This is a genomic window from Flavobacterium buctense (assembly GCF_014486695.1).
Taxonomy (GTDB): Bacteria; Bacteroidota; Bacteroidia; order Flavobacteriales; family Flavobacteriaceae; genus Flavobacterium; species Flavobacterium buctense.
The window spans coordinates 48,941-69,445 of the sequence record NZ_JACTAB010000005.1 but is presented as its reverse complement, the minus strand read 5'-3'; the positions used below and the strand labels follow the sequence as shown (position 1 = coordinate 69,445).

At 36.0% G+C, this 20,505-nt stretch carries 13 protein-coding genes and 2 tRNA genes; 7 read left to right on the top strand and 8 right to left on the bottom strand.

What is annotated here, in order from left to right; genetic code table 11:
* Window positions 1–8 precede the first annotated feature (8 nt).
* Together ICG50_RS09365 and ICG50_RS09360 are read left to right on the top strand one after the other, a co-directional pair.
* Window positions 9–2,105, top strand: a complete 2,097-nt coding sequence (locus ICG50_RS09365; protein WP_187660651.1) for an ATP-binding protein — start codon at window positions 9–11, stop codon at window positions 2,103–2,105.
* Window positions 2,105–2,959 (top strand): TorF family putative porin, encoded by an 855-nt coding sequence (locus ICG50_RS09360; protein ID WP_187660650.1) that lies wholly within the window; start codon window positions 2,105–2,107, stop codon window positions 2,957–2,959. Before ICG50_RS09365 ends, ICG50_RS09360 begins: the two co-directional genes overlap by 1 nt.
* Here ICG50_RS09360 and rimO read toward each other — a convergent pair.
* From rimO to ICG50_RS13170, 3 genes are all read right to left on the bottom strand, one after another.
* Window positions 2,956–4,257, bottom strand: coding sequence for a 30S ribosomal protein S12 methylthiotransferase RimO (rimO, locus tag ICG50_RS09355; RefSeq protein WP_187660649.1), 1,302 nt, complete (start codon window positions 4,255–4,257; stop codon window positions 2,956–2,958). The genes ICG50_RS09360 and rimO overlap by 4 nt on opposite strands.
* A gap of 124 nt (window positions 4,258–4,381) precedes the next feature.
* Window positions 4,382–5,893, bottom strand: a complete 1,512-nt coding sequence (locus ICG50_RS09350) for an OmpP1/FadL family transporter (RefSeq protein WP_187660648.1) — start codon at window positions 5,891–5,893, stop codon at window positions 4,382–4,384.
* Between the two features lie 75 nt (window positions 5,894–5,968).
* The gene (locus tag ICG50_RS13170) at window positions 5,969–6,910 is read right to left on the bottom strand and encodes a hypothetical protein (RefSeq protein WP_187660647.1); all 942 of its coding nucleotides are present in this window, start codon (window positions 6,908–6,910) and stop codon (window positions 5,969–5,971) included.
* Window positions 6,911–7,010: 100 nt separating this feature from the next.
* Between ICG50_RS13170 and proS the strand changes: the two genes are divergently transcribed.
* The 4 genes from proS to rpsT all read left to right on the top strand — a co-directional run bounded on the left by proS (window position 7,011) and on the right by rpsT (window position 9,138).
* Window positions 7,011–8,489 (top strand): proline--tRNA ligase, encoded by a 1,479-nt coding sequence (gene proS / locus ICG50_RS09340; protein ID WP_187660646.1) that lies wholly within the window; start codon window positions 7,011–7,013, stop codon window positions 8,487–8,489.
* A gap of 82 nt (window positions 8,490–8,571) precedes the next feature.
* Window positions 8,572–8,643 (top strand) — tRNA-Glu (locus tag ICG50_RS09335).
* Between the two features lie 18 nt (window positions 8,644–8,661).
* A tRNA-Glu gene (locus ICG50_RS09330) sits at window positions 8,662–8,733 on the top strand.
* A gap of 153 nt (window positions 8,734–8,886) precedes the next feature.
* The gene (rpsT, locus tag ICG50_RS09325; protein ID WP_121313036.1) at window positions 8,887–9,138 is read left to right on the top strand and encodes a 30S ribosomal protein S20; all 252 of its coding nucleotides are present in this window, start codon (window positions 8,887–8,889) and stop codon (window positions 9,136–9,138) included.
* 72 nt (window positions 9,139–9,210) lie between these two features.
* Here rpsT and ICG50_RS09320 read toward each other — a convergent pair whose 3' ends face one another.
* Together ICG50_RS09320 and ICG50_RS09315 are read right to left on the bottom strand one after the other, a co-directional pair.
* Complete coding sequence (locus ICG50_RS09320; RefSeq protein WP_187660645.1) at window positions 9,211–9,621, bottom strand: response regulator; 411 nt, start codon at window positions 9,619–9,621, stop codon at window positions 9,211–9,213.
* Window positions 9,622–9,630: 9 nt separating this feature from the next.
* Window positions 9,631–11,346 (bottom strand): PAS domain-containing sensor histidine kinase, encoded by a 1,716-nt coding sequence (locus tag ICG50_RS09315; RefSeq protein WP_187660644.1) that lies wholly within the window; start codon window positions 11,344–11,346, stop codon window positions 9,631–9,633.
* Between the two features lie 162 nt (window positions 11,347–11,508).
* Between ICG50_RS09315 and typA the strand changes: the two genes are divergently transcribed.
* Window positions 11,509–13,305, top strand: a complete 1,797-nt coding sequence (gene typA, locus ICG50_RS09310) for a translational GTPase TypA (protein ID WP_187660643.1) — start codon at window positions 11,509–11,511, stop codon at window positions 13,303–13,305.
* Between the two features lie 250 nt (window positions 13,306–13,555).
* On the opposite strand, the gene ICG50_RS09305 is transcribed toward typA, so the two are convergent.
* From ICG50_RS09305 to ICG50_RS09295, 3 genes are all read right to left on the bottom strand, one after another.
* Window positions 13,556–14,473 (bottom strand): alpha/beta hydrolase, encoded by a 918-nt coding sequence (locus tag ICG50_RS09305; protein WP_187660642.1) that lies wholly within the window; start codon window positions 14,471–14,473, stop codon window positions 13,556–13,558.
* Window positions 14,474–14,477: 4 nt separating this feature from the next.
* On the bottom strand, window positions 14,478–19,577 hold the full coding sequence (locus tag ICG50_RS09300) for a T9SS type B sorting domain-containing protein (RefSeq protein ID WP_187660641.1): 5,100 nt from the start codon (window positions 19,575–19,577) through the stop codon (window positions 14,478–14,480).
* An 83-nt stretch (window positions 19,578–19,660) separates the two neighbouring features.
* The gene (locus ICG50_RS09295) at window positions 19,661–20,497 is read right to left on the bottom strand and encodes an ABC transporter permease (protein WP_187660640.1); all 837 of its coding nucleotides are present in this window, start codon (window positions 20,495–20,497) and stop codon (window positions 19,661–19,663) included.
* Window positions 20,498–20,505: the final 8 nt, after the last annotated feature.

The window sequence follows — 20,505 nt, the reverse complement described above, 5'->3', positions numbered from 1 at the left end:
AGACAATAATGACCGTTAAAAAAACCTTCCCCAAAATTCTTTGGTTAATAGTTTCTTCTAGTATCTTTTTCATTATTCTATATTTTGCTCTTTTCTATTACACTAAGAAAGCGGAAAGGCAAGTTTATAAAGATTCTGTAGAACAGTTTGATAATGAAATTCATAAGCTTCTTGATTTGGAGTCAAAGCCTATTTTGGTTGCCATCAATAATGATTCCAATTGGGATGAATTTGTAGATTTTATCGCTTCAAAAGATAAAGTTTGGTTTGATGAAACCATTGGTAACGAACTAGAAATATACGATGCAGAGTATTTAGCAGCTTATGATGCTCAAAAAAACTTTATCATCAGAACGCCTACGCCTGGTATTAAATCGTTGGATTTTATACCGAAGCAAGCCATGGATTTAGTGAATAAAGAAGGAATTAAAAAGTTTTATCTGAAAATACCCGAAGGAATGGTTGAAGTTACCGGTGCCGCAATTCATCCGTCTGATGATCCTTTAAAAAACAAGACACAAACTTCCGGTTACTTTTTTGTTGTTAGATTAATGGATCAAGAATATATTGATAATCTTGAGCATATTACCAATGCAGAGATTCAGTTTTTTAGACCCGATAGCACATTAGAAAGTGAGAAGAATAAAATCAAAACCGCGTTTGATTTAAAAGATTCCGAAGGGAAAATTATCGGACAATTGTTGTTTCAGAGGAATTTCGAAGTGTATTTTGAAAATACTATCAACTTGTTGTATGTCATCATAGTTGCCTTTTTTGTCAGCTTGTTAGTTAACTTAATTTATACCCGTAAACTAGTTTATTATCCTTTGGATTTGGTGCGAAGAGTATTAGAAACCGGTAATAAAAGAGCCATCAAACTGCTTAAAGAATCCAATGGTGAATTTAGCTACATAGGGAATTTATTTGAGGAGAATAACAACCAAAAATTGGAGTTGATAACCGCCAAAATCAAAGCCGAAGAAAGTGATCGTTTGAAATCTTCTTTTTTAGCCAATTTATCACACGAAATCAGAACGCCTATGAACGCCATCAATGGTTTCACAGATTTAATTCTGAATACTGACATCAATGAAACTGAAAAATTAGAATACTTGAATGTGATTGAAAAAAGCGGTAAAAACTTAGTTTCTATAATCGATGATTTAATTGAAATGTCCAAAATCGATTCCAATCAAATTACACCCAATTTTACTATTGTCAATTTAGAGTCATGTGTAAATGAACTATACGAAACCGTTAAGGTAACTATTCAGAATAAGGATGTCGAGTTTATTTTAATCAAAAGCTCATTACCGGCTCAATTTAATATCGTTACCGATGATATAAAATTGAAGCAGGTTATTATCAATTTATTGACCAATGCAATTAAGTTTACCGATGTTGGAATAGTGACTTTTGGCTATGAAATTGATGAAAATAACAATTTGATTCATTTTACGGTCAGAGATACCGGACTTGGAATTGATGAGCAAGAACACCAAAATATTTTTGATCGATTTAAGCGAGTAGACAGTGATGTTTCTATTAAAGTTGGTGGTTTAGGATTAGGCTTAGCCATTTCAAAAGCCTATGTGGAACTGCTTGGCGGAACCATCACACTCGAGTCTAAAGTAGGGGAAGGTTCTACTTTTTACTTTTCCATTCCATTGCAGTATGCCAAAGTTGAAAATATCATGGTTAGGTCGATTAACAATCATGAAAATACTAAATCTGAAAACAAATTGATTTTGATTGCTGAAGATGATAATATTAATTTCTTGTTGTTCCAAAAAATGATGCAGCATAAGAATTATGAAATTATCAGAGCTGTTAATGGTCGGGAAGCAGTTGAAATCTGCTTGAGTAATCCCAATATTGATCTGGTCTTAATGGATATAAAAATGCCTGTTATGACCGGTTTTGAGGCAATTGAGCAAATTCAACCGATGCGAGAAAACTTGCCGATAATTGCACAAACCGCTTATTCATCTTCTGAAGATAAGGCCAAAATTGAAGAAGCAGGATTTACAGATTATATAACAAAACCATTAAATAGAGAACGCTTGTTTGAATTGTTGGAAAAATATTTAGAAAAAAAATCCTAATGAAGTACAGCTTTTTTACAATGGCATTGTTATTTGGGTTGCATTCCATTCCTTCTTTTTCGCAAGAAAATAAAGTCGTTATTGACAGTATTATTGAGAAAGACGAAAAAAAACTTTCTTTGAATTTAGATGTTGTCAGTCGGTATCTTTGGCGTGGCCAATGTTGGGGCGGCGATTATGTTGCGATTCAACCCACGATTGAATATGCCGTTTCGTCAAAATTATCTTTAGGTTTTTGGGCAACGACCAATTTCAAAAGCGATTATTTTTATCCCGATGGCGTTTCGGCTTATAAAGGGTATCAAGAGATTGATTTTTATGTAACTTATCAGATTACTGATTTTTTGCAATTCCAACTTTGGGATTACTATTGGCCATCAGTTAGTAGCGTAGAAGGTGTTGATAACACATTTTTTAATTACGGCAGCGATGGTTCCAAAACGGTTGATGCGATGCTTTATTTTGATTTTTCAGAAGGATATCAATTTCCTTTTAATGCCACGATAAGTACTTTAGTCGCCGGAAATGACTTCCGATACGATAGCAATGGGGAAAATCCGAAGCAGAATTTTACGACTTATCTTGAATTGGGTTATGCATTTGATTTCTTCCAAAACATTGAAATTTCTCCGGTCGTTGGCGCCGTGTTAAACAATAAAGCAGCCTATTACACTTATGCCGATTATGGCAAAGTATCTTTTACCAATTTCGGAATAACCGCAACAAAAGAATTTGACTTAGGGAACGGAATTTCTATGCCCATTGCATTGAATTATACTCACAATGGTGCTTCAAAAAACACGGAGCTTTTCGGAAAAAATTTCTGGATAGTGACGCTAAGTTTTAGTTATTAAACCGGTTCGCCGTAAAGATCAAACTCAGTAGCATCGACGATTTTTACATTGACAAATTCTCCTGTTTTTACATAGAAATTTGCTGCGTCGATTAACACTTCGTTGTCTACATCCGGACTGTCAAATTCAGTTCTTCCGATAAAATACTGACCTTCTTTTCGGTCGATAATACATTTGAAAGTTTGCCCGATTTTCTCTTGGTTTAAATCCCAGGAAATTTGCGATTGCAAATCCATTATTTCGGCAGCACGCGCTTGTTTTACTTCCTCGGGAACATCATCTTCCAATAAATAGGCATGGGTGTTTTCTTCATGAGAATAAGTGAAACAGCCTAATCTTTCAAATTTCATTTCTTGAACCCAATCTCTCATGGTTTCAAAATCTTCCTGCGTTTCACCCGGATAACCCACAATCAAAGTAGTTCTAATGGTCATGCCCGGAACGGCTTCGCGGAAATCTTTTAGTAATTTGGTGGTTTTTTCTTTTGTAGTACCACGTCGCATAGATTTCAAAATGTTATCTGAAATGTGTTGCAACGGAATATCGATGTAATTACAAATTTTTGGTTCGCGTTTCATCAAATCCAAAACATCCATTGGAAAGCCGGTTGGGAAGGCATAATGCAAACGAATCCATTCGATGCCTTCTACTTTTACTAAATTCTCAAGCAACTCTGCTAAGTTTCTTTTTTTGTATAAATCTAAGCCGTAGTAAGTCAAATCTTGAGCAATAAGAATTAGTTCTTTTACACCGTTTTTGGCTAAGCCTTCGGCTTCTTTAACTAATTTTTCAATGGATTGCGAAACGTGTTTACCACGCATAATTGGAATCGCGCAAAAACTGCACGGTCTGTCACAGCCTTCTGCAATTTTTAAATAAGCATAGTTTTTGGGTGTTGTAGTTAAGCGTTCGCCTAATAATTCGTGTTTATAATCTGCGCCTAATGCTTTTAATAATAAGGGTAATTCTGTGGTTCCGAAATATTGATCAACGTTGGGAATTTCTTTCTCCAAATCAGGACGGTATCTTTCAGAAAGACAGCCGGTAACAAAAACTTTGTCGACCAAACCTTTTTCTTTTTTATCGGCATATTCCAATATAGTATTTACTGATTCTGCTTTGGCATTATCAATAAAACCGCAAGTGTTAATCACCACGATATTTCCTTCTTGTTCATGCACCACATCTTTGCCACTGGCTTTTAATTGCCCCATTAAAACCTCACTGTCGTAAGTGTTTTTTGAGCATCCGAGCGTAATGACATTGATTTTGTTTTTCTTTAAAGACTTAGTTCTCATAGATTTATTTCCGATTATTGGGAAAGGGTGCAAAATTACGTTTTTATTTCTAATTTTTTTTTGCCTTTTGTAAATAAAAAAACCACCTCGTTTAGAGATGGTTTGTTACTTGTATTGTAATGGATTAGAAATTGATAGAATAACTGATAGTTACATTATTGTTGTATCTGCTAATTCTCGCCGGATCTGTCATACCCGAAGAAACAAAAGCTTGATTGCTGTTTCTGTGATCATAAGAATAAGCCAGATCTAATCGGCTTTCGCCAAAATTATAGCCAATTCCACCGGTATAGCCGGTTAAGTCACCAAATACTTGGTCTACTTTATACGGACTTTCCTCAAAACGATAACCGGCTCTTAAACTCACTTGTTTGATTTTGAATTCACCGCCAACGCGAACTTCAATAGCGTTATCTAAAGCATTGTTCATGAAATTATTAATACCTATATAACTTGGGTCATTTTTAGGCTTTATTCTTGTGGAACTGTAGTCTTTGCTGGACACATCAACACTAAGCAAACCTCTTTTTCCAAAGATATAAGCCAAACTTCCTGTCCATTTTCCTGGAGTTTGAATGGTGTAAGGCAAATAAGTAATTGGGTCTTGGTATGAAAATGGGAATTCGTTTCCGTCTTGATTGTTAAGACTTCTTGTGCTAACCCCTTGTTGTAATTCATCTGTTAGTCTGAACCATGTTGGGGATTCGTAGGCTAATCCAATACGAACACTCTCAATGGGTTTTACAATCGCACCTAAATTAAATGAAAATCCGGAACCTGTTGTCCAAAGTCTATTGTCAAAAAGGATTTCCGAAATAGTGGAACCGCTATCATAAGGTGGATTATCGTTACTTTCATATACGGTAAATAACTTTTCAATATTCACAAAGTGGAAATTCAAATTTCCTCCCAGAAAGATAATATCTTTGTAAGAAGCGGAAAAGTTCCCCGTCAATTTACCATTGTAACCTGTTGTTAAAACTTGATTCTCTTGGTAATAGTTTCCGCCTACTGGAATATTAGTATAATAGGAATTGTTATTGGGGGTGTTATTAGTTGGCTCAAAAATATAAGTGTCATAGCCCAAATAAGCTTGTTGCTCATTAAAACTTAAATCATAATAACTGAAATCGGTTAAAACATAAGTTGGGATACCTTGCGCAATGTTTACAAAATAATTTCCAATTGAATTATAGGGATTAATTCCGGCGGAAAACACACTGTTGTTAAAGTTATTGGTGTTCTCGTAGTTTAAACCTACGGCAATTTTTCTCCAATCATTTTTATTTTCAGCGCCATTTTTAAATACGAATATGGCACCAATTTGATTGATATCTAAAGTGCTGTCGTTATCATTAGTAGTGGTGCCAAAATAACGAGATTTATTTTTTGCATTATAAATGGCACCGGTAATGGTAGCATAGTTATTGTTGAAAAATATAGATCCTGCCGGATTTACATTAATGGCTGATAAATCGCCGCCAACAGCGCCAAATGCACCACTCATTCCTCTGAATCTAGCTGTTCCGTTGAGGTTATCTACGGCTAAGCGTATGACATCATCAGGAGTGGTTTCTTGGGCTTGAATATTGGAAAATGACATTCCAATGCATAATAATAGTAAGTACTTTTTCATAGTATTTTTAATTTTTGTTCAAAAAAAACCTATGCAATAGTTTAACAAAGCATAGGTATAAAATAGTGTATTGGATTATCTTCTTCCGCCTCCGCCGCTAGATCTTCCGCCTCCGAAACTTCCACCACCACCTGACGAAGAACGTCCACCGCCATAGTTGCTACTAGGACTGTAGGTACGGGTAGGAGTAGATTCTGTTCTAACATTTCCTCTAGGTTGAGAAGTATTAGTGTTTGGTCTTGGAGAAACATTGTTATTATTTCTTGGACTGGATGAATTACTTCTTGTAGGATTGAAATTAGAATTACTTCTAGTAGAATTAAAGTTCGAATTTCTCGTATTGATTGAGTTGTTTCCTCTTACACCATAATTGGATGCATTTCTAACACCGTATCTAGAATTGTTTACTCTGTTTCCGGCTATGCCAAAATAAGACCCTCTTCTACCGCCATTGTAATAATTATTATAATAACCGCCGTACCATGGGCTATACCAACCGCCCCAGCCAACATTCCATCCTGGTCCATACCAATTGTTCCAACCCCATCCCCATCCGGGACCGTACCAACTGTTCCAACCCCATCCCCATGATGGTCCCCAACTGCTCCAACCCCAGTAATTGCCATACCAGTAATTGTTCCAATAACCCCAACCCCAATTGTTATCATAAACATTTACGGTTATAGCTTGAGGGTTATTGCCCCAACCGGCGTTGTTGTCATTGTAGTTTTGGGTTTTAGTAGCTGTAGAATCGTTACTAACAGAAGTGTAATTGTCTACATCAGTAAATATTTCTGCTTCTTTGTTGAGATCGCTGAAATATTCTTGGTATTTATTGCTTTGAGAGTTGTCATTGGATGCTGTTTCCTTTCTCTTATTTTCTGAATCTCCATAAACTCCATCAGAATCGTAGTAAGAACTATTTTGATAGGAACCACATGAGGTAATTGTGATTGCCATAATTCCGAAGAGGGAAAATAGGGACAATCTTCTACTGAATAAATAATAAGTTTTCATATCTATAGCATTTTTATTGTTGGACTATACAAAAATAGTTAGTTTTGTCGAACTATTTAGTTAAAAAAAGTTAAACAATTTTTATGCCAAATTATTCAATATGAGTAAGAACCTAACGAAAAGAGAAGAAGATTATTCCAAATGGTACAACGAACTGGTAGTTAAGGCAGATTTAGCCGAGAATTCAGGTGTTAGAGGTTGTATGGTTATCAAACCATATGGCTATGCCATTTGGGAAAAAATGCAAGCTGAATTAGACAGAATGTTCAAAGAAACCGGTCATAGTAATGCCTATTTTCCTCTTTTTGTGCCTAAAAGTATGTTTGAAGCTGAAGAAAAGAACGCTGAAGGTTTTGCCAAAGAGTGTGCCATAGTTACCCATTATCGATTAAAAAATGATCCTGATAAACCGGGGAAATTAATGGTTGATCCCAATGCTAAATTGGAAGAAGAGCTTATTGTTCGCCCTACTAGTGAAGCTATTATTTGGTCCACCTATAAAAATTGGGTACAATCTTATAGAGATTTACCCTTGTTGATCAACCAATGGGCCAATGTTGTTCGTTGGGAAATGAGAACAAGATTATTTCTAAGAACTGCTGAGTTTTTATGGCAGGAAGGACATACTGCGCATGCAACTAAAGCTGAAGCGATTGAAGAATCTGAAAAAATGATGCATGTCTATGCCGATTTCGCAGAAAACTTTATGGCGATTCCTGTTATAAAAGGATTAAAAACCGAAACGGAACGCTTTGCCGGGGCAGAAGAAACGTATTGTATTGAAGCCTTAATGCAAGACGGAAAAGCATTGCAAGCAGGAACATCTCATTTCTTAGGGCAAAATTTTGCCAAAGCTTTTGATGTAAAATTTGCTAACCAAGAAGGGAAGCAAGAGCACGTTTGGGGTACTTCATGGGGTGTTTCAACGCGTTTAATGGGTGCATTAGTGATGACGCATTCTGATGATAACGGTTTGGTTTTGCCTCCTAATTTGGCACCTACTCAAGTAGTAATTGTGCCGATTTTCAAAACGGACGAAGAGTTTGATAGCATTTCGATAGTAGCTAGTGATTTGGTAGCTCAATTTAAAAGGTTAGGTATTTCTGTTAAGTTTGATAACAGAACTACTCAAAAGCCCGGTTTTAAGTTTGCCGAATGGGAGTTAAAAGGTGTTCCTGTGAGAATTGCTATTGGACCAAAAGATTTAGAAAACGGAACGTTTGAAATTGCCCGTCGTGATACTTTGACGAAAGAAGTAATTGCCAAAGACGGCGCTGTAAATTATATCTCCGATTTATTAGAACAAATTCAGAGAGATCTATTTAATCGTGCTTTGGATTTCAGAAACACCCATGTTACCGAAGTGAATTCTTTTGAAGAGTTTAAAGATGTTTTAGAAAACAAAGCCGGTTTTATCTCAGCCCATTGGGATGGAACACCTGAAACAGAAGAAAAAATAAAGGATTTGACAAAGGCAACTATTCGTTGTATTCCTTTAGATCAAAAAGATGAAGAAGGAATTTGTGTTTTTTCCGGAAACAAATCCGCTGGTAGAGTGCTGTTTGCAAAAGCGTATTAATAAAAATCAGAAAAAAAATAGTTGCGCTCTTGTGTGATTGAAAAATAATTGTATTTTTGCAACCGCAATTTTAAGCAAAGATGGCCCGTTCGTCTATCGGTTAGGACGCCAGGTTTTCATCCTGGTAAGAGGGGTTCGATTCCCCTACGGGCTACAATATTTTAGGCTTAATGGCCCGTTCGTCTATCGGTTAGGACGCCAGGTTTTCATCCTGGTAAGAGGGGTTCGATTCCCCTACGGGCTACAGATTAGTTGTAAATTAGTTTTATAGAACAAGAGTTCAGTGTCTCGGATTTTTGTTTTATTAGTTAAAACCAAAGTGATTATGTTTAATTGTGGGAGGTTTTTCTTTTTTAACTAAATATTTTATTATTAATTACAATTAAATTACAAGAAAATGGCAAATCACAAGTCAGCTTTAAAAAGAATCAGAAGCAACGAAAAGAAAAGAGTGTTGAACAGATACCAACACAAAACGACTCGTAACGCTATCAAAGCGTTAAGATTGGCAACAGATAAATCAGATGCTTCTGCTAAATTGTCTGCTGTTATTTCTATGATTGATAAATTAGCTAAGAAAAATATCATACATGATAACAAAGCGGCTAATTTAAAATCTAAATTAACTAAACACGTTTCTAAGTTATAGTTTTACTTAGTAATAGCTTATAAAAAAAGTCCCGATTTATCGGGACTTTTTTATGTGATATAACTAGGTAATTTACAATCCGGATTTTAAATTCTCAAGCATTTCTTTGGTTATGGGTTTAGATAAAAAATCAATCACCATAGGATAGCTTTTGGCTTTTAAGACATCTTGTGGATCTATTGTAGATGATAGAACAATAAATTTAGCCTCAGTAAATAAGTCCTGATAAGTGTTTTGGAGATAGTTGTCTAAAAATTCCCAACCATTCATTATAGGCATGTTCAAATCCAAAAAGATTAATTTAGGATAACTTAAGCTTTGATCAATTTGGTATTTTGGTGCCAATTCATTAAAATAATTGATGGCTTCTTCGCCGTTTTTGGCTGTCAGTACTTCATTAGCAAAAGCAACCCTTTCAATGACTTTTTTACAAAGCATTAAAGTAATGGCATCGTCATCTACACAAAGTATTTTATTAAGCATTTGTAAAGATTAATTATTTTTAAATGTTATAGTAAAGGTAGTTCCTTTGCCTACAGCACTAGCTACAGTTATGGTTCCGCCCATCGCTTCTACTTGGGATTTTACTAAATACAATCCCAATCCTTTGCTGTCAGGATGATTGTGGAATCTTTGGTACAAACCAAAAATTTTGTCTTTATTTCTCACCAAATCAATTCCGATTCCATTGTCTTTAAACGTTAGGATTAAATCATCATTCACCACTTTTGAAGAGATATTTATTCTTAATTGTTTGCCTTCGCTTCTGTATTTTATAGCATTGGTCAGTAAATTTAAAAAAATGCTTTCTAAATATGACTTATTAATATTCAATATAGTCACTTCTTCTAAATCTATCTTTAATATAGGCTTATGTAATCCTATTAAAAAACTTAATTGATTGAATACGTTTTCAAAGATTTCCTTAATCAAGACTTTTTCTTTTTGGATTGAAGGATTATCTTTAATGATAACTACTTTAACCAAATCATTAATAGTTTCATTTAGCAAATGAGTTGATTTGGAAAAACCATCAATGATTTCTTTTAATTCTGGGTCTTCAACCGGAATGTCTTCAACCAAGTTTAACAAACCGGTTAAATTGGATAATGGTGCCCTTAAATTGTGTGAAGTAATATAAGAAAATTGTTTTAAGTCTTTATTGTTTTGTGTCAATTCACGGATCAATTGCTCTCTTTCTTTTACTTTATTTTTCTCTTCAGTAACATCTCTTTGAATGGAAATCCAGTGAGAATGCTCACCGTCTTTGTTGGTTACCGGAATCATAGAAAAGTTAATCCAAAACTCTTCCCCGTTTTTTTTGTAGCTTATCGTTTCTATAAAACATTCTTTATAGTCTTGAATCGCGGTTTTTAATTTGTCAAATTCTAAAATATCTGATTTTGGCCCAAAGAACATCACCGGAGATTTTCCAATCACTTCATTGGCCTTGTAACCTGTCATGTCCGTAAAAGCAGAGTTGACAAAGATGATATTCGGTATTACTTCAGTCGAAGTATCAATATCTGTAATCATCACTGCGTCTTTGGTTTGTGTAATTACCGTTTCCAGTAATCTTAATCGTTGCTCTTCTTCTTTCTGTTTAGTAATATCCTGAATGGCTCCAATCATCCTGATAGGCTTGCCTTCTTTGTCTTTAACTAAAAATCCCCTGTCAAAAACATATTTGTAACTTCCGTCTGCACATTGAAAACGGTATTCGTCTTGCCATTTCTCTGTTTTTTGTTCCAAAAAGGAGTAAAGTTTTACCGACATCTTTAAACTGTCCTCCGGATGAATTCTTTCAAACCACCATTTAGATGTTTTTCCGACTTCTTCTTTTTTGTATCCAAAAATGCCTTGTATTCCTTTGTTCCAAATAAAACTATCGTCTTCAATTTTCCAATCCCAAATAGTATCACTAGTTGCTTTGGCTACAATGTCATATCGTTCATTGGATTCAATGATTTCATTGTTAGTGATTTGTAGTTTTTCAAAAACCGACTTGTTGCTTTGGGCATTTTGGTTTAGAATGATTTTTAAAATAATTCCTGAAATCAAAATGAAAATAAAGTCTCGAATGTAAAAGTATAATGAGGAATCGTCCGAAGTTTTACTAAAATCTAAAAAAAATTGATGACCGAGTACAGCCACAAACATTAAAATAAGGACGTACGTTAATGTTATTTTATTAGAATTATTTTTCATTACTCCAAATATATAGATTTTCAAATTAGTTTTAAAATTTAGCCAAAAACTTATTAAGTTTTTTTTAAACTTTCTGTCCAATTTTAATAAAGTGTAAACTAATTTGTTATTGGTTTTTTATCTAAAAATAAAGTGTACCTTTGCACCCACAAAAAAGCACACATGGAATCTATTAGAAACATTGCAATTATTGCTCACGTTGACCACGGAAAAACGACTTTGGTTGACAAAATTATGTATCACTGTCAGTTATTTCGTGAAAACGAAAATACCGGTGATTTAATTCTTGACAACAATGACCTAGAACGTGAAAGAGGAATTACCATTACTTCTAAAAACGTTTCGGTTGTTTATAAAGGGACTAAAATCAACATTATTGATACTCCGGGTCACGCCGATTTTGGTGGTGAAGTAGAAAGAGTATTAAACATGGCTGACGGCGTTTGTCTTTTAGTAGATGCTTTCGAAGGACCAATGCCACAAACCCGTTTTGTGTTGCAAAAGGCTATCGATCTAGGATTAAAACCTTGTGTGGTTATCAATAAAGTAGACAAAGAAAACTGTACTCCGGAAGAAGTACACGAAAAAGTATTCGACTTAATGTTCGAATTAGGCGCAGAAGAATGGCAGTTGGATTTCCCAACCGTTTACGGTTCGGCCAAACAAAACTGGATGTCAGATGACTTCAGAAATGTAACGACAAACATCGAACCTTTATTAGACATGGTAGTGGAACACGTTCCGGCGCCAAAAGTGTCTGAAGGAACCCCTCAAATGTTAATTACATCCTTAGACTTCTCTTCATTTACCGGTCGTATCGCCATCGGTCGTTTGGAAAGAGGTGTTTTAAAAGAAGGAATGCCAATCTCTTTGGTAAAAAGAGACGGCACCATAATGAAATCAAGAATCAAAGAATTACACACTTTTGAAGGTCTTGGCCGTAAAAAAGTTGCTGAAGTTATAGCCGGAGATATCTGTGCCATTGTTGGAGTAGAAGGTTTTGAAATTGGAGATACTATCGCCGACTTCGAAAACCCGGAAGCTTTGCAAACCATTGCTATCGATGAACCAACCATGAGCATGTTGTTTACTATTAATGACTCACCTTTCTTTGGTAAAGAAGGTAAATTTGTCACGTCACGTCACATTAGAGACAGACTGACCAAAGAGTTAGAGAAAAACTTAGCGATGAAATTGGGTGAAACTGATTCTGCAGATAAATTTATGGTATTCGGTCGTGGTGTACTTCACTTATCGGTTTTAATTGAAACCATGAGAAGAGAAGGTTACGAATTGCAAATTGGACAACCACAAGTAATCATCAAAGAAATTGATGGGGTTAAATGTGAGCCAATTGAAGAGTTAACTATCGATTTACCAGAGCATTTGTCAGGTCGTGCTGTCGAATTCGTTTCTATCCGTAAAGGGGAAATGCTTTCTATGGAAGCCAAAGGCGAACGTATGATCGTAAAATTCAATATTCCATCTCGTGGAATCATCGGATTGCGTAATCAATTACTGACGGCTACAGCCGGTGAAGCGATTATGTCTCACCGTTACATTGGTTACGAACCATTCAAAGGTGAAATTCCGGGACGTAACAACGGTTCGTTAATCTCTATGGAAAACGGAAAAGCCATTCCTTATTCTATCGATAAATTACAAGATCGTGGTAAATTCTTCGTTAACCCTAACGACGAAATCTACGAAGGTCAAGTAATCGGTGAAAACTCTCGTAGCGATGATATGAGTATCAACGTAACTAAGGCTAAAAAACAGTCTAACGTTCGTTCTTCTGGAAATGATGAAAAAGCCAGAATTATTCCGCCAATCATTTTCTCTCTAGAAGAAGCTTTAGAGTACATTCAAAAAGATGAATATGTGGAGGTTACGCCAAAATCTATTCGTTTGAGAAAAATTTACTTAAACGAAAACGACAGAAAACGTAATAAAATATAATTTCTATTGATTATAAAAAGAAACCCATTCGTAACTGAATGGGTTTTTTAGTAGGAGCTATTTCCGGCTTTCCATTACAATCTTTTCCACAGTTTGGAACTGTGCAAAAGGATTTTCATTGCAATCCGGGCTAGGGTTTAGTATTCAGTCAAAATTATGACCTTACATTTTCACTAACAGTTTTAAAAAATCTTTTTAAATCAGTCTAATCTGTGTCATCCATGTTCCAAAAAGTAAGTCAGGCAATTTTCTATTTCCTCAACAAAAACTCCAGCGGAATAGCCAAACGTTCAGCCCAAGCTTCTTCCGAATGATTTTTTCCCGGAAAGAATTTAGTAATCCAATGGTCTGAAGTAAATCCTTTTTCAATCATAACCGCATCAACTTTCTCTTGCAACGGCGGATACAAAGCATCTAAAGTTTGGTCACCGTAATCAAAGTAAATTCGGTTAGTCTTTGGATTGGGAAGTTTCTTTCTCAAATACGTATAAAAAGCTTCCGGAATCGGATTGTTTTCTACCGCAAAAATGCCAGGCCAATGCGTCGAAATACAAGCGGCCGCGCCAAAAACTTCCGGATATTCACAAATCGCATACATCGAAACCAATCCACCCATACTTGAACCGGCAATAAAAGTGTTGTCTTTATCCTTATGCGTTGAAAAGTTTTTGTCAATAAAAGGTTTCAACTCAGTCACCAAAAATTTCAAATACAAATCGGAATAAGGTTTGAAAACTTGCATCGTTCTTCCTGCTTTCTGCAATTGAGCCGTGATTGTATCTTTTTGGGTTTGTGTTAAACTCTCATAAGGCTTTTGCGGAAAGTATTCGGGATGGCGTTTTGCGGCAATATTCCAAATCCCAACAACGATAAATTTCTTGACTTTGCCTTCATCGTTTAATTTTCCGGCGACTTCATCCACTTCCCAAGCTTGTTTGTTCCAAGTGGTTGAAGCATCAAACAGCATTTGACCGTCGTGCATGTACAAAACGGAATATTTTTCATTAGCATTATACCCATTGGGCAACCAAACATCTACATTTCGGGCATCGACAAATTGGGATTTAAAATTCTCAAATCGTTGAACCCTGCCTTTGGAAACTTTGATGTCTTGAGCATTTATAAGAGAACAAAAAAGAATAATTGCCGCAGTCAGTTGAGTTTTCATAATCTTATCGCTTTAAAGTGAAATGTCCTTTGATGCTACGACCATCTTCAAATTGAATTGAGTACCAATAATCATCAGCCGGCATTTGATTTCCGTTATAGGTACCATCCCAACCCGCACTAAAAGCACTAAGTTGTTTTAATAATTTACCGTATCGGTCAAAAATATAGATGATAGAATTGGTATTTGATAACAGACTAACTCCTTTTACATTCCAATAGTCGTGGAAACCATCACCGTTTGGGGTAAAATATTTTGGTATTCCCAATACCGGAATTTCTATTGGTCCTAACAATCCGCAGCCGTTTTTGTCACGAATGTAGAGTTGGTATAATCCTATTGGGACATTATTAAAAAATCCGATGTCTTGGTACGGTCCGTTTATATCGTTTAAGGCATATTCATAATCGCCTAAGCCACTAACAATTACAGAAATCGAATTGATTTCGCTTAAATCAATCACCTCTATACTTTCTACAGTAGCTATTTCTGAACCGCTAACTGTGATGATTCTGGTTTTGTTACAGCCAAAAGTGTTGGTTACAGTAACACTGTAAACTCCGGGTGAACTCACGGTAATGGAATAACCGGTTTGTCCCGGCATAATAGCATTGTTAAAATACCATTGGTAAGTGTAGTTGGCTATTGGTGTACCATCAACAATGCCCGCATCAATTAAGGCCTGAGTATCCGGAATACAGATGATGATGCTTTCTTCCTGATCAATTTTCGGGGTAGGATTAACTACAAAAGGGATGATTACTTGAGCCGTACAAGTATTGTTTATACTGTTTTCAACTACAACGGTTACATTTTGTGTTGCAGTTCTAAATGGATTTGGCAACTGATTTGGGATAGCACTCGGAATAAGAACATTATTTTCATCATAATAGTAAACATTCATTCCTGTTTGTGTTCCGATGATGGCGCTTAAAAAACCAGAAGTGTCAAAATCAAAAAGACCGTTTTGGTCAATAGAATTTACCTCGTCATCACAAGTGGTTGTCAAAGGGGTTGGCACTGCAAAGGCTTCCGGTAAATCGTCTACAATGAATTGTAATGTTACTTCATCATAACAAGGTTGACCACCGGTTTGTGTAGTGTTATTACTAACCCGAATGGTTATGGTTTCCGAACCGGTTACAAAATACGGATTGGTGAATGGCAAAATAGGCGAGCCGTCTGCACGGAAATAGGTTACGTTTACTCCGGTTTGTCCGTTCAAAACTGCAGCTTGAATTCCGGAAGAATCAAAACCAAAAACGCCATCTTGGTTGTCATCACATGAACGAATTAGGTTATTTGCATTCACCGGATAAGCCACCGGTAGCGATTCAACTACAACATCAAATGTTTTAAAACCAAAACAGGAATTGTCAATGGTACTATCCACACGAACCCATATTTTTTGTAAATTAGGGAAGCCTATATTCCTATAATTAGCAATATTTGCAATAGCCAAGGAGTTTCCTGCCGCATCGGTTTCGGCTAAAAAATCGGCTTCTGTTTTATAAAATTTGATAGTGGTGTTGTTGGGCAAAATAGCCGCTAAACTATTTTGAATCCCGGTAAAGTTAAACGGACCGGAGATGCCGTCATAGTCATCATTAATGGCATCCAAATAATCATCACACAAATATTGGTTCGGAATCACAAAGTTGGCCGGAATTTGAGTCACCGAAACCACTAAATTTATTTGAGTTACTCTAAAACAACCATCGCTGTTTTCTATTCGTGCATAAACCACAGCATTCCCCGAAGTGTAATTTAAAGGAGTTGTAATCTCAAAAGCACTGTCTTCAGTATTGGCAGCAAGTGTATTGGTATAGTAAGAAAAAGTTTCATTAAGATAATTGGCCGAAATCACATCGTTCTTCTGTGTTAAATTGAATACAGAAATCGCATCGGTATCATCGTCGCATTGAATTAAAGAAATGGATGCTGTAACTACCGGTAAGGCAAGTGTTGTCAAAGTAGCAGCTTCAGAGTAAAGTCCGCAGCCATTGCCATTTTTATTAATAAACACTCTGTATTTGTAACCTACCATAGCAGGAGTAACATTGGAAACTGTCAGTGCAACCGTATTTACGCCCGAGTAAGTAGCGTTATTGGTCAAGTCGGTCCAACTGGTTTCGTCATCCGTTGAAAGTTGCCATTGGTAGCTGTCGACTGCCACAGAGGTTATTGTAAAAGTAGCTGATTGCAATTCACAAGTCGTTACATCAACCGGTTGAACCGAAATTGAAATTGGCGCGCTAATAATATAATCACCGTTGGGTACACCATATCCGCTACTACTTATGACCAATCCTGGTCCACTTATTACTGCAGGAGTATCATCTCCAACAATGCCATCGTTGTTAGTATCTGTGAAACCGGCTTCTGTTACATCGTTACAATCATCGTCATCGCTATCCATTTCAATATAGTTTAAAATACCATCGCCATCGGTATCTGCTAAGGTATAATTGAGAATACCATTGTTTATTGTCGTTTCCAAACTATTATCAAGACCGTTACTTCCAACAGGATTAACTGTGATGCCGTTAGTATTTGAGCCATTTCCGGTACTTCCCGATTCGATGATGTCAAAAATACCATCGTTATCACTGTCTAAATCCAAGTAGTTAGGCACCCCATCGCCATCAGAATCTGCGGCTGTAATACCGGTTCCAAAAAGGTCATCAATTCCGTCATTATTAGAATCTACATTTACTAATGCCGTTATAGTTTCACCTTGAGTTTCAAAGAAATCAGGCAAAGTATCATTGTCACTATCATAATCCATTTGGTCAGGAACACCATCATTATCAGTGTCATTTGGCAAACAGGTTGCGATTAATTTCAAGGCTACTTTACTGGTTGTTACATCAATCAAGTTGATGTTAGTAATAGTAATAGTTTCAATTAAATTCCCTCTCACAGAAAAGGAACCCGTTCCGGCCGGCAAAGAGGTATTTTCGTTTAAACGGAAACGGATTTCAAAAGAGGAGTAGGCAGTAACACCGCTTTCGAAAATGCCATCGTAATTAGTATCCACCAAAACCTGATCATTCGGATTTAAAATAGTCAAGGTTTTATTGATTGGGCAAGTAATTCTAATTTCAGTTGAAGAAGTAAACAAATCAGTAGCTGCTGCTGAAGTAGCATATTCAACAGCTAAGCTTATCGGATTGTTCCAAGTGGTAGTATAACTGACTTTATTTTGTTTTCCCGCGGCAGCTTCGGTTACGAAATTTCCATTAGCATCACCTACAATTGGCGTTGCCGAAGGAGTGCCTGAACCGGCAAGTGCAACCGTACCTAAAAAGGAATTGATATAACTACCAACGTTGACTGAACCATTACCGCTATTGGTTAGATTGACGTTTTGATCTCCGTAAGATTCATTACAGTTGGTTATCCCATCATTGTCATTGTCAAGGTCAATGTTGTTGTTTACGCCGTCATTGTCTGAGTCAATTGGGCAAGTACTGACCGGTATTTCATTTGAATTTATGGGAAGAGAACAATTTGATATGGTGGCCGAAACGAAATAATAGCCGGGACCAAGTGTTGAAGGCACATAAGTGCTGTTAGTTGCTCCTGAAATTAAGTTTCCATTAAAATACCATTGAAAAACATCAAACGGACTCAAAGTGTTTACAGATAAACTGGTGTTCGGAATACAATTGGCTTGGCTAAGATCTAATTGGGTAAATGAAATTTCAGGTTCAAAAGTAAAACCGGAGTAAAATCCACCAAAGGTTGCTGCACCACTGGTTCCATAAGCAGCTAAATATAACTCTTCTGTAGAAAAAACGGAAACATCACCGCTTAACCCGGTAATTACATAGGTTTGGTAGTTACTGTTCCCTACCACATTGGTTGGCCCTGATAAATTAGTTAGTAAAGACAACTCAGCTAAAGTATAATTTACCCCATCAATAGTAAAGTTTAAAGTTGCACCGGTTTTAGTTACTAAAGTCACACGTCCTGTGAACTGTCGGCTTCCTATAAAATCTATCGAAGGAATGTTGTCGATAATTCTTGGCGTTTGACAACTCAATGGTGGTACAAAGAACATTTCCTGATTTCGTTGGTCAGAAGCACTGTTGTCTCCAATGGTTTGGTAGGCAAAAACTTTTTGATTGGTTCTGATGTATAGATTGCCGTTTGCATCAAAATTGGAACCGTCAAAAACAGCATAGTTTCCTGCATTTAGAGTTAAAGCTGGTGTAGTGGAGCCACTTAAAAAGACCTCTGTATTGTCCACATCCGCGACTAACAAAACGGTTTCGACTATGTCAATTCCGGTACTTTTGATAAAAATGTATTCATTGTTATTGAGGCGCTCTGCCGGTACAATTTGATCAAAGCCTAAATCTAGATTTCCCGGTGCATTACTTCCCCCAAAGGAACCGCAATTTAAGGCAATCGGTTTATCAGAAGTTACTAAGGCTCCAATTAACCCGTCACGGTTGGGATCATGTGGCCCTTGTACTGCAATTACGTAACTTTCTCCGCTATTTAAAACGATACTGAACGGATTGTTTCCGGTACTGCTATTGATGGGTAGTACTCCGGGTCTGAAGCCACTAAAGTTTACCGTAGTGTCATTTTCAGAAGCCAAAACGGAGATGAAGGTAGTATGGATTTCATTATAATTAGTAACAGCAAGATTAGTTATGGCACCAATTCTGAAACGATTGCCGAGGGATGCTTTTCCTTTTGAAACTAATTCACCAGCTTGATTGCCGCTTCCGGCGGTTACTCTGGCAGAAACATAAATCAAATCATCTGCTTCTACTATATAGCCTTTGTTGCTGAAAATGTTGTTAGTTTGACTGGCATCAACATGCAGTTGAGTGTCATTACCAAAGCCAACATTGTAAATATATGGGGTGCTTTTGGAAACGGTTCCGTTAATGATGCTTCCGCCTAATTCAATAATTCGGAAATTAATCGGATTGATATTAGGTGTAGAAATATAGAGAAATTGATCTTCCGCAGTAACAACTGTTGAACCCGAAAGTGGAGGAATGTAATGAGTTTTACTAAATTGTGAAAAACAATTTGTGGTGAGGAATGCGAAAAATAATAAAAAAAACAACTTCTTTTTCATTTGCTAAAAATAACAAATAAAAAAGAAAACATAAAGAGAAGTTTTCTATTTATGCTTTCTTTAAGAATTGATTAAATATTGATTTATAAATCTCGTTTTTTGATTATTTTATAAGAAGAGAAAATGAAAATGGCCGACCAAACTAAAACAATCAGTAAGGATGAAAAATGAACGTCGTAGTCTTTTATATTATTTTCTCCCACAGCAGTTTGGATATTTTTGATTACACTCAATCGAGTAAAAGGTTCAACTACAAGGTTACTCATTGATTCTAAGGGCATAAAGGCGTAAAAGTCATCTACTTTAGGGTTTCGGTTAAAGACTTCAAATTTTAAAATGCCATAAGATATTTTTTCAATTAAAAACCAAATAAATAAAAACCCGATGGCAAAAGCAGAGCGTTTGATTAATACCCCTAAAAACAAACAGAAAGAGAAGAATCCCAATAATTTCACAAAGTAAGCTAACAAGTATTCCATGTCGGAAAAAACGATGCTAAACTCTGTATAAGAAGAGAAACTATACCCTAGAATTAATGACATTACAAAAATGAAAACAGTTGAGCCCAAAGCAAAAAGAACTACTGTCAGGAATTTAGAAAGGATAAATTCTTTTTTGCTCATTCCGTCAATAAGGTTCTGTTTTAAAGTACCATAACTGTATTCATTGGCCATCATAGAAACAATAACAATGGCTAAAAAGAATTTTAAAAAAGAAGCAACCCATGTGTTGAAATGCCATATAAAAGGAAAATTAAAAATACCCATTTCAGCAAAATGAATTTTAAAATTTCCAATATCAAACTTTATAGAAGCGATTAATGCGATAAATGAAAGAATGACAAAATAACCGATGGTTAAAATTTTACTGGCTCGGTTTTTCCAGATTTTTTGGAGTTCTATAGAGATTAATCTTTTCATAATCGTGG

Coding starts and splice junctions, on each gene's coding strand:
- ICG50_RS09365 (WP_187660651.1), top strand. CDS start 9: ATGACCGTTAAAAAAACCTTCCCCAAAATTCTTTGGTTAATAGTTTCT.
- ICG50_RS09360 (WP_187660650.1), top strand. CDS start 2,105: ATGAAGTACAGCTTTTTTACAATGGCATTGTTATTTGGGTTGCATTCC.
- rimO (WP_187660649.1), bottom strand. CDS start 4,257: ATGAGAACTAAGTCTTTAAAGAAAAACAAAATCAATGTCATTACGCTC.
- ICG50_RS09350 (WP_187660648.1), bottom strand. CDS start 5,893: ATGAAAAAGTACTTACTATTATTATGCATTGGAATGTCATTTTCCAAT.
- ICG50_RS13170 (WP_187660647.1), bottom strand. CDS start 6,910: ATGAAAACTTATTATTTATTCAGTAGAAGATTGTCCCTATTTTCCCTC.
- proS (WP_187660646.1), top strand. CDS start 7,011: ATGAGTAAGAACCTAACGAAAAGAGAAGAAGATTATTCCAAATGGTAC.
- rpsT (WP_121313036.1), top strand. CDS start 8,887: ATGGCAAATCACAAGTCAGCTTTAAAAAGAATCAGAAGCAACGAAAAG.
- ICG50_RS09320 (WP_187660645.1), bottom strand. CDS start 9,621: ATGCTTAATAAAATACTTTGTGTAGATGACGATGCCATTACTTTAATG.
- ICG50_RS09315 (WP_187660644.1), bottom strand. CDS start 11,346: ATGAAAAATAATTCTAATAAAATAACATTAACGTACGTCCTTATTTTA.
- typA (WP_187660643.1), top strand. CDS start 11,509: ATGGAATCTATTAGAAACATTGCAATTATTGCTCACGTTGACCACGGA.
- ICG50_RS09305 (WP_187660642.1), bottom strand. CDS start 14,473: ATGAAAACTCAACTGACTGCGGCAATTATTCTTTTTTGTTCTCTTATA.
- ICG50_RS09300 (WP_187660641.1), bottom strand. CDS start 19,577: ATGAAAAAGAAGTTGTTTTTTTTATTATTTTTCGCATTCCTCACCACA.
- ICG50_RS09295 (WP_187660640.1), bottom strand. CDS start 20,497: ATGAAAAGATTAATCTCTATAGAACTCCAAAAAATCTGGAAAAACCGA.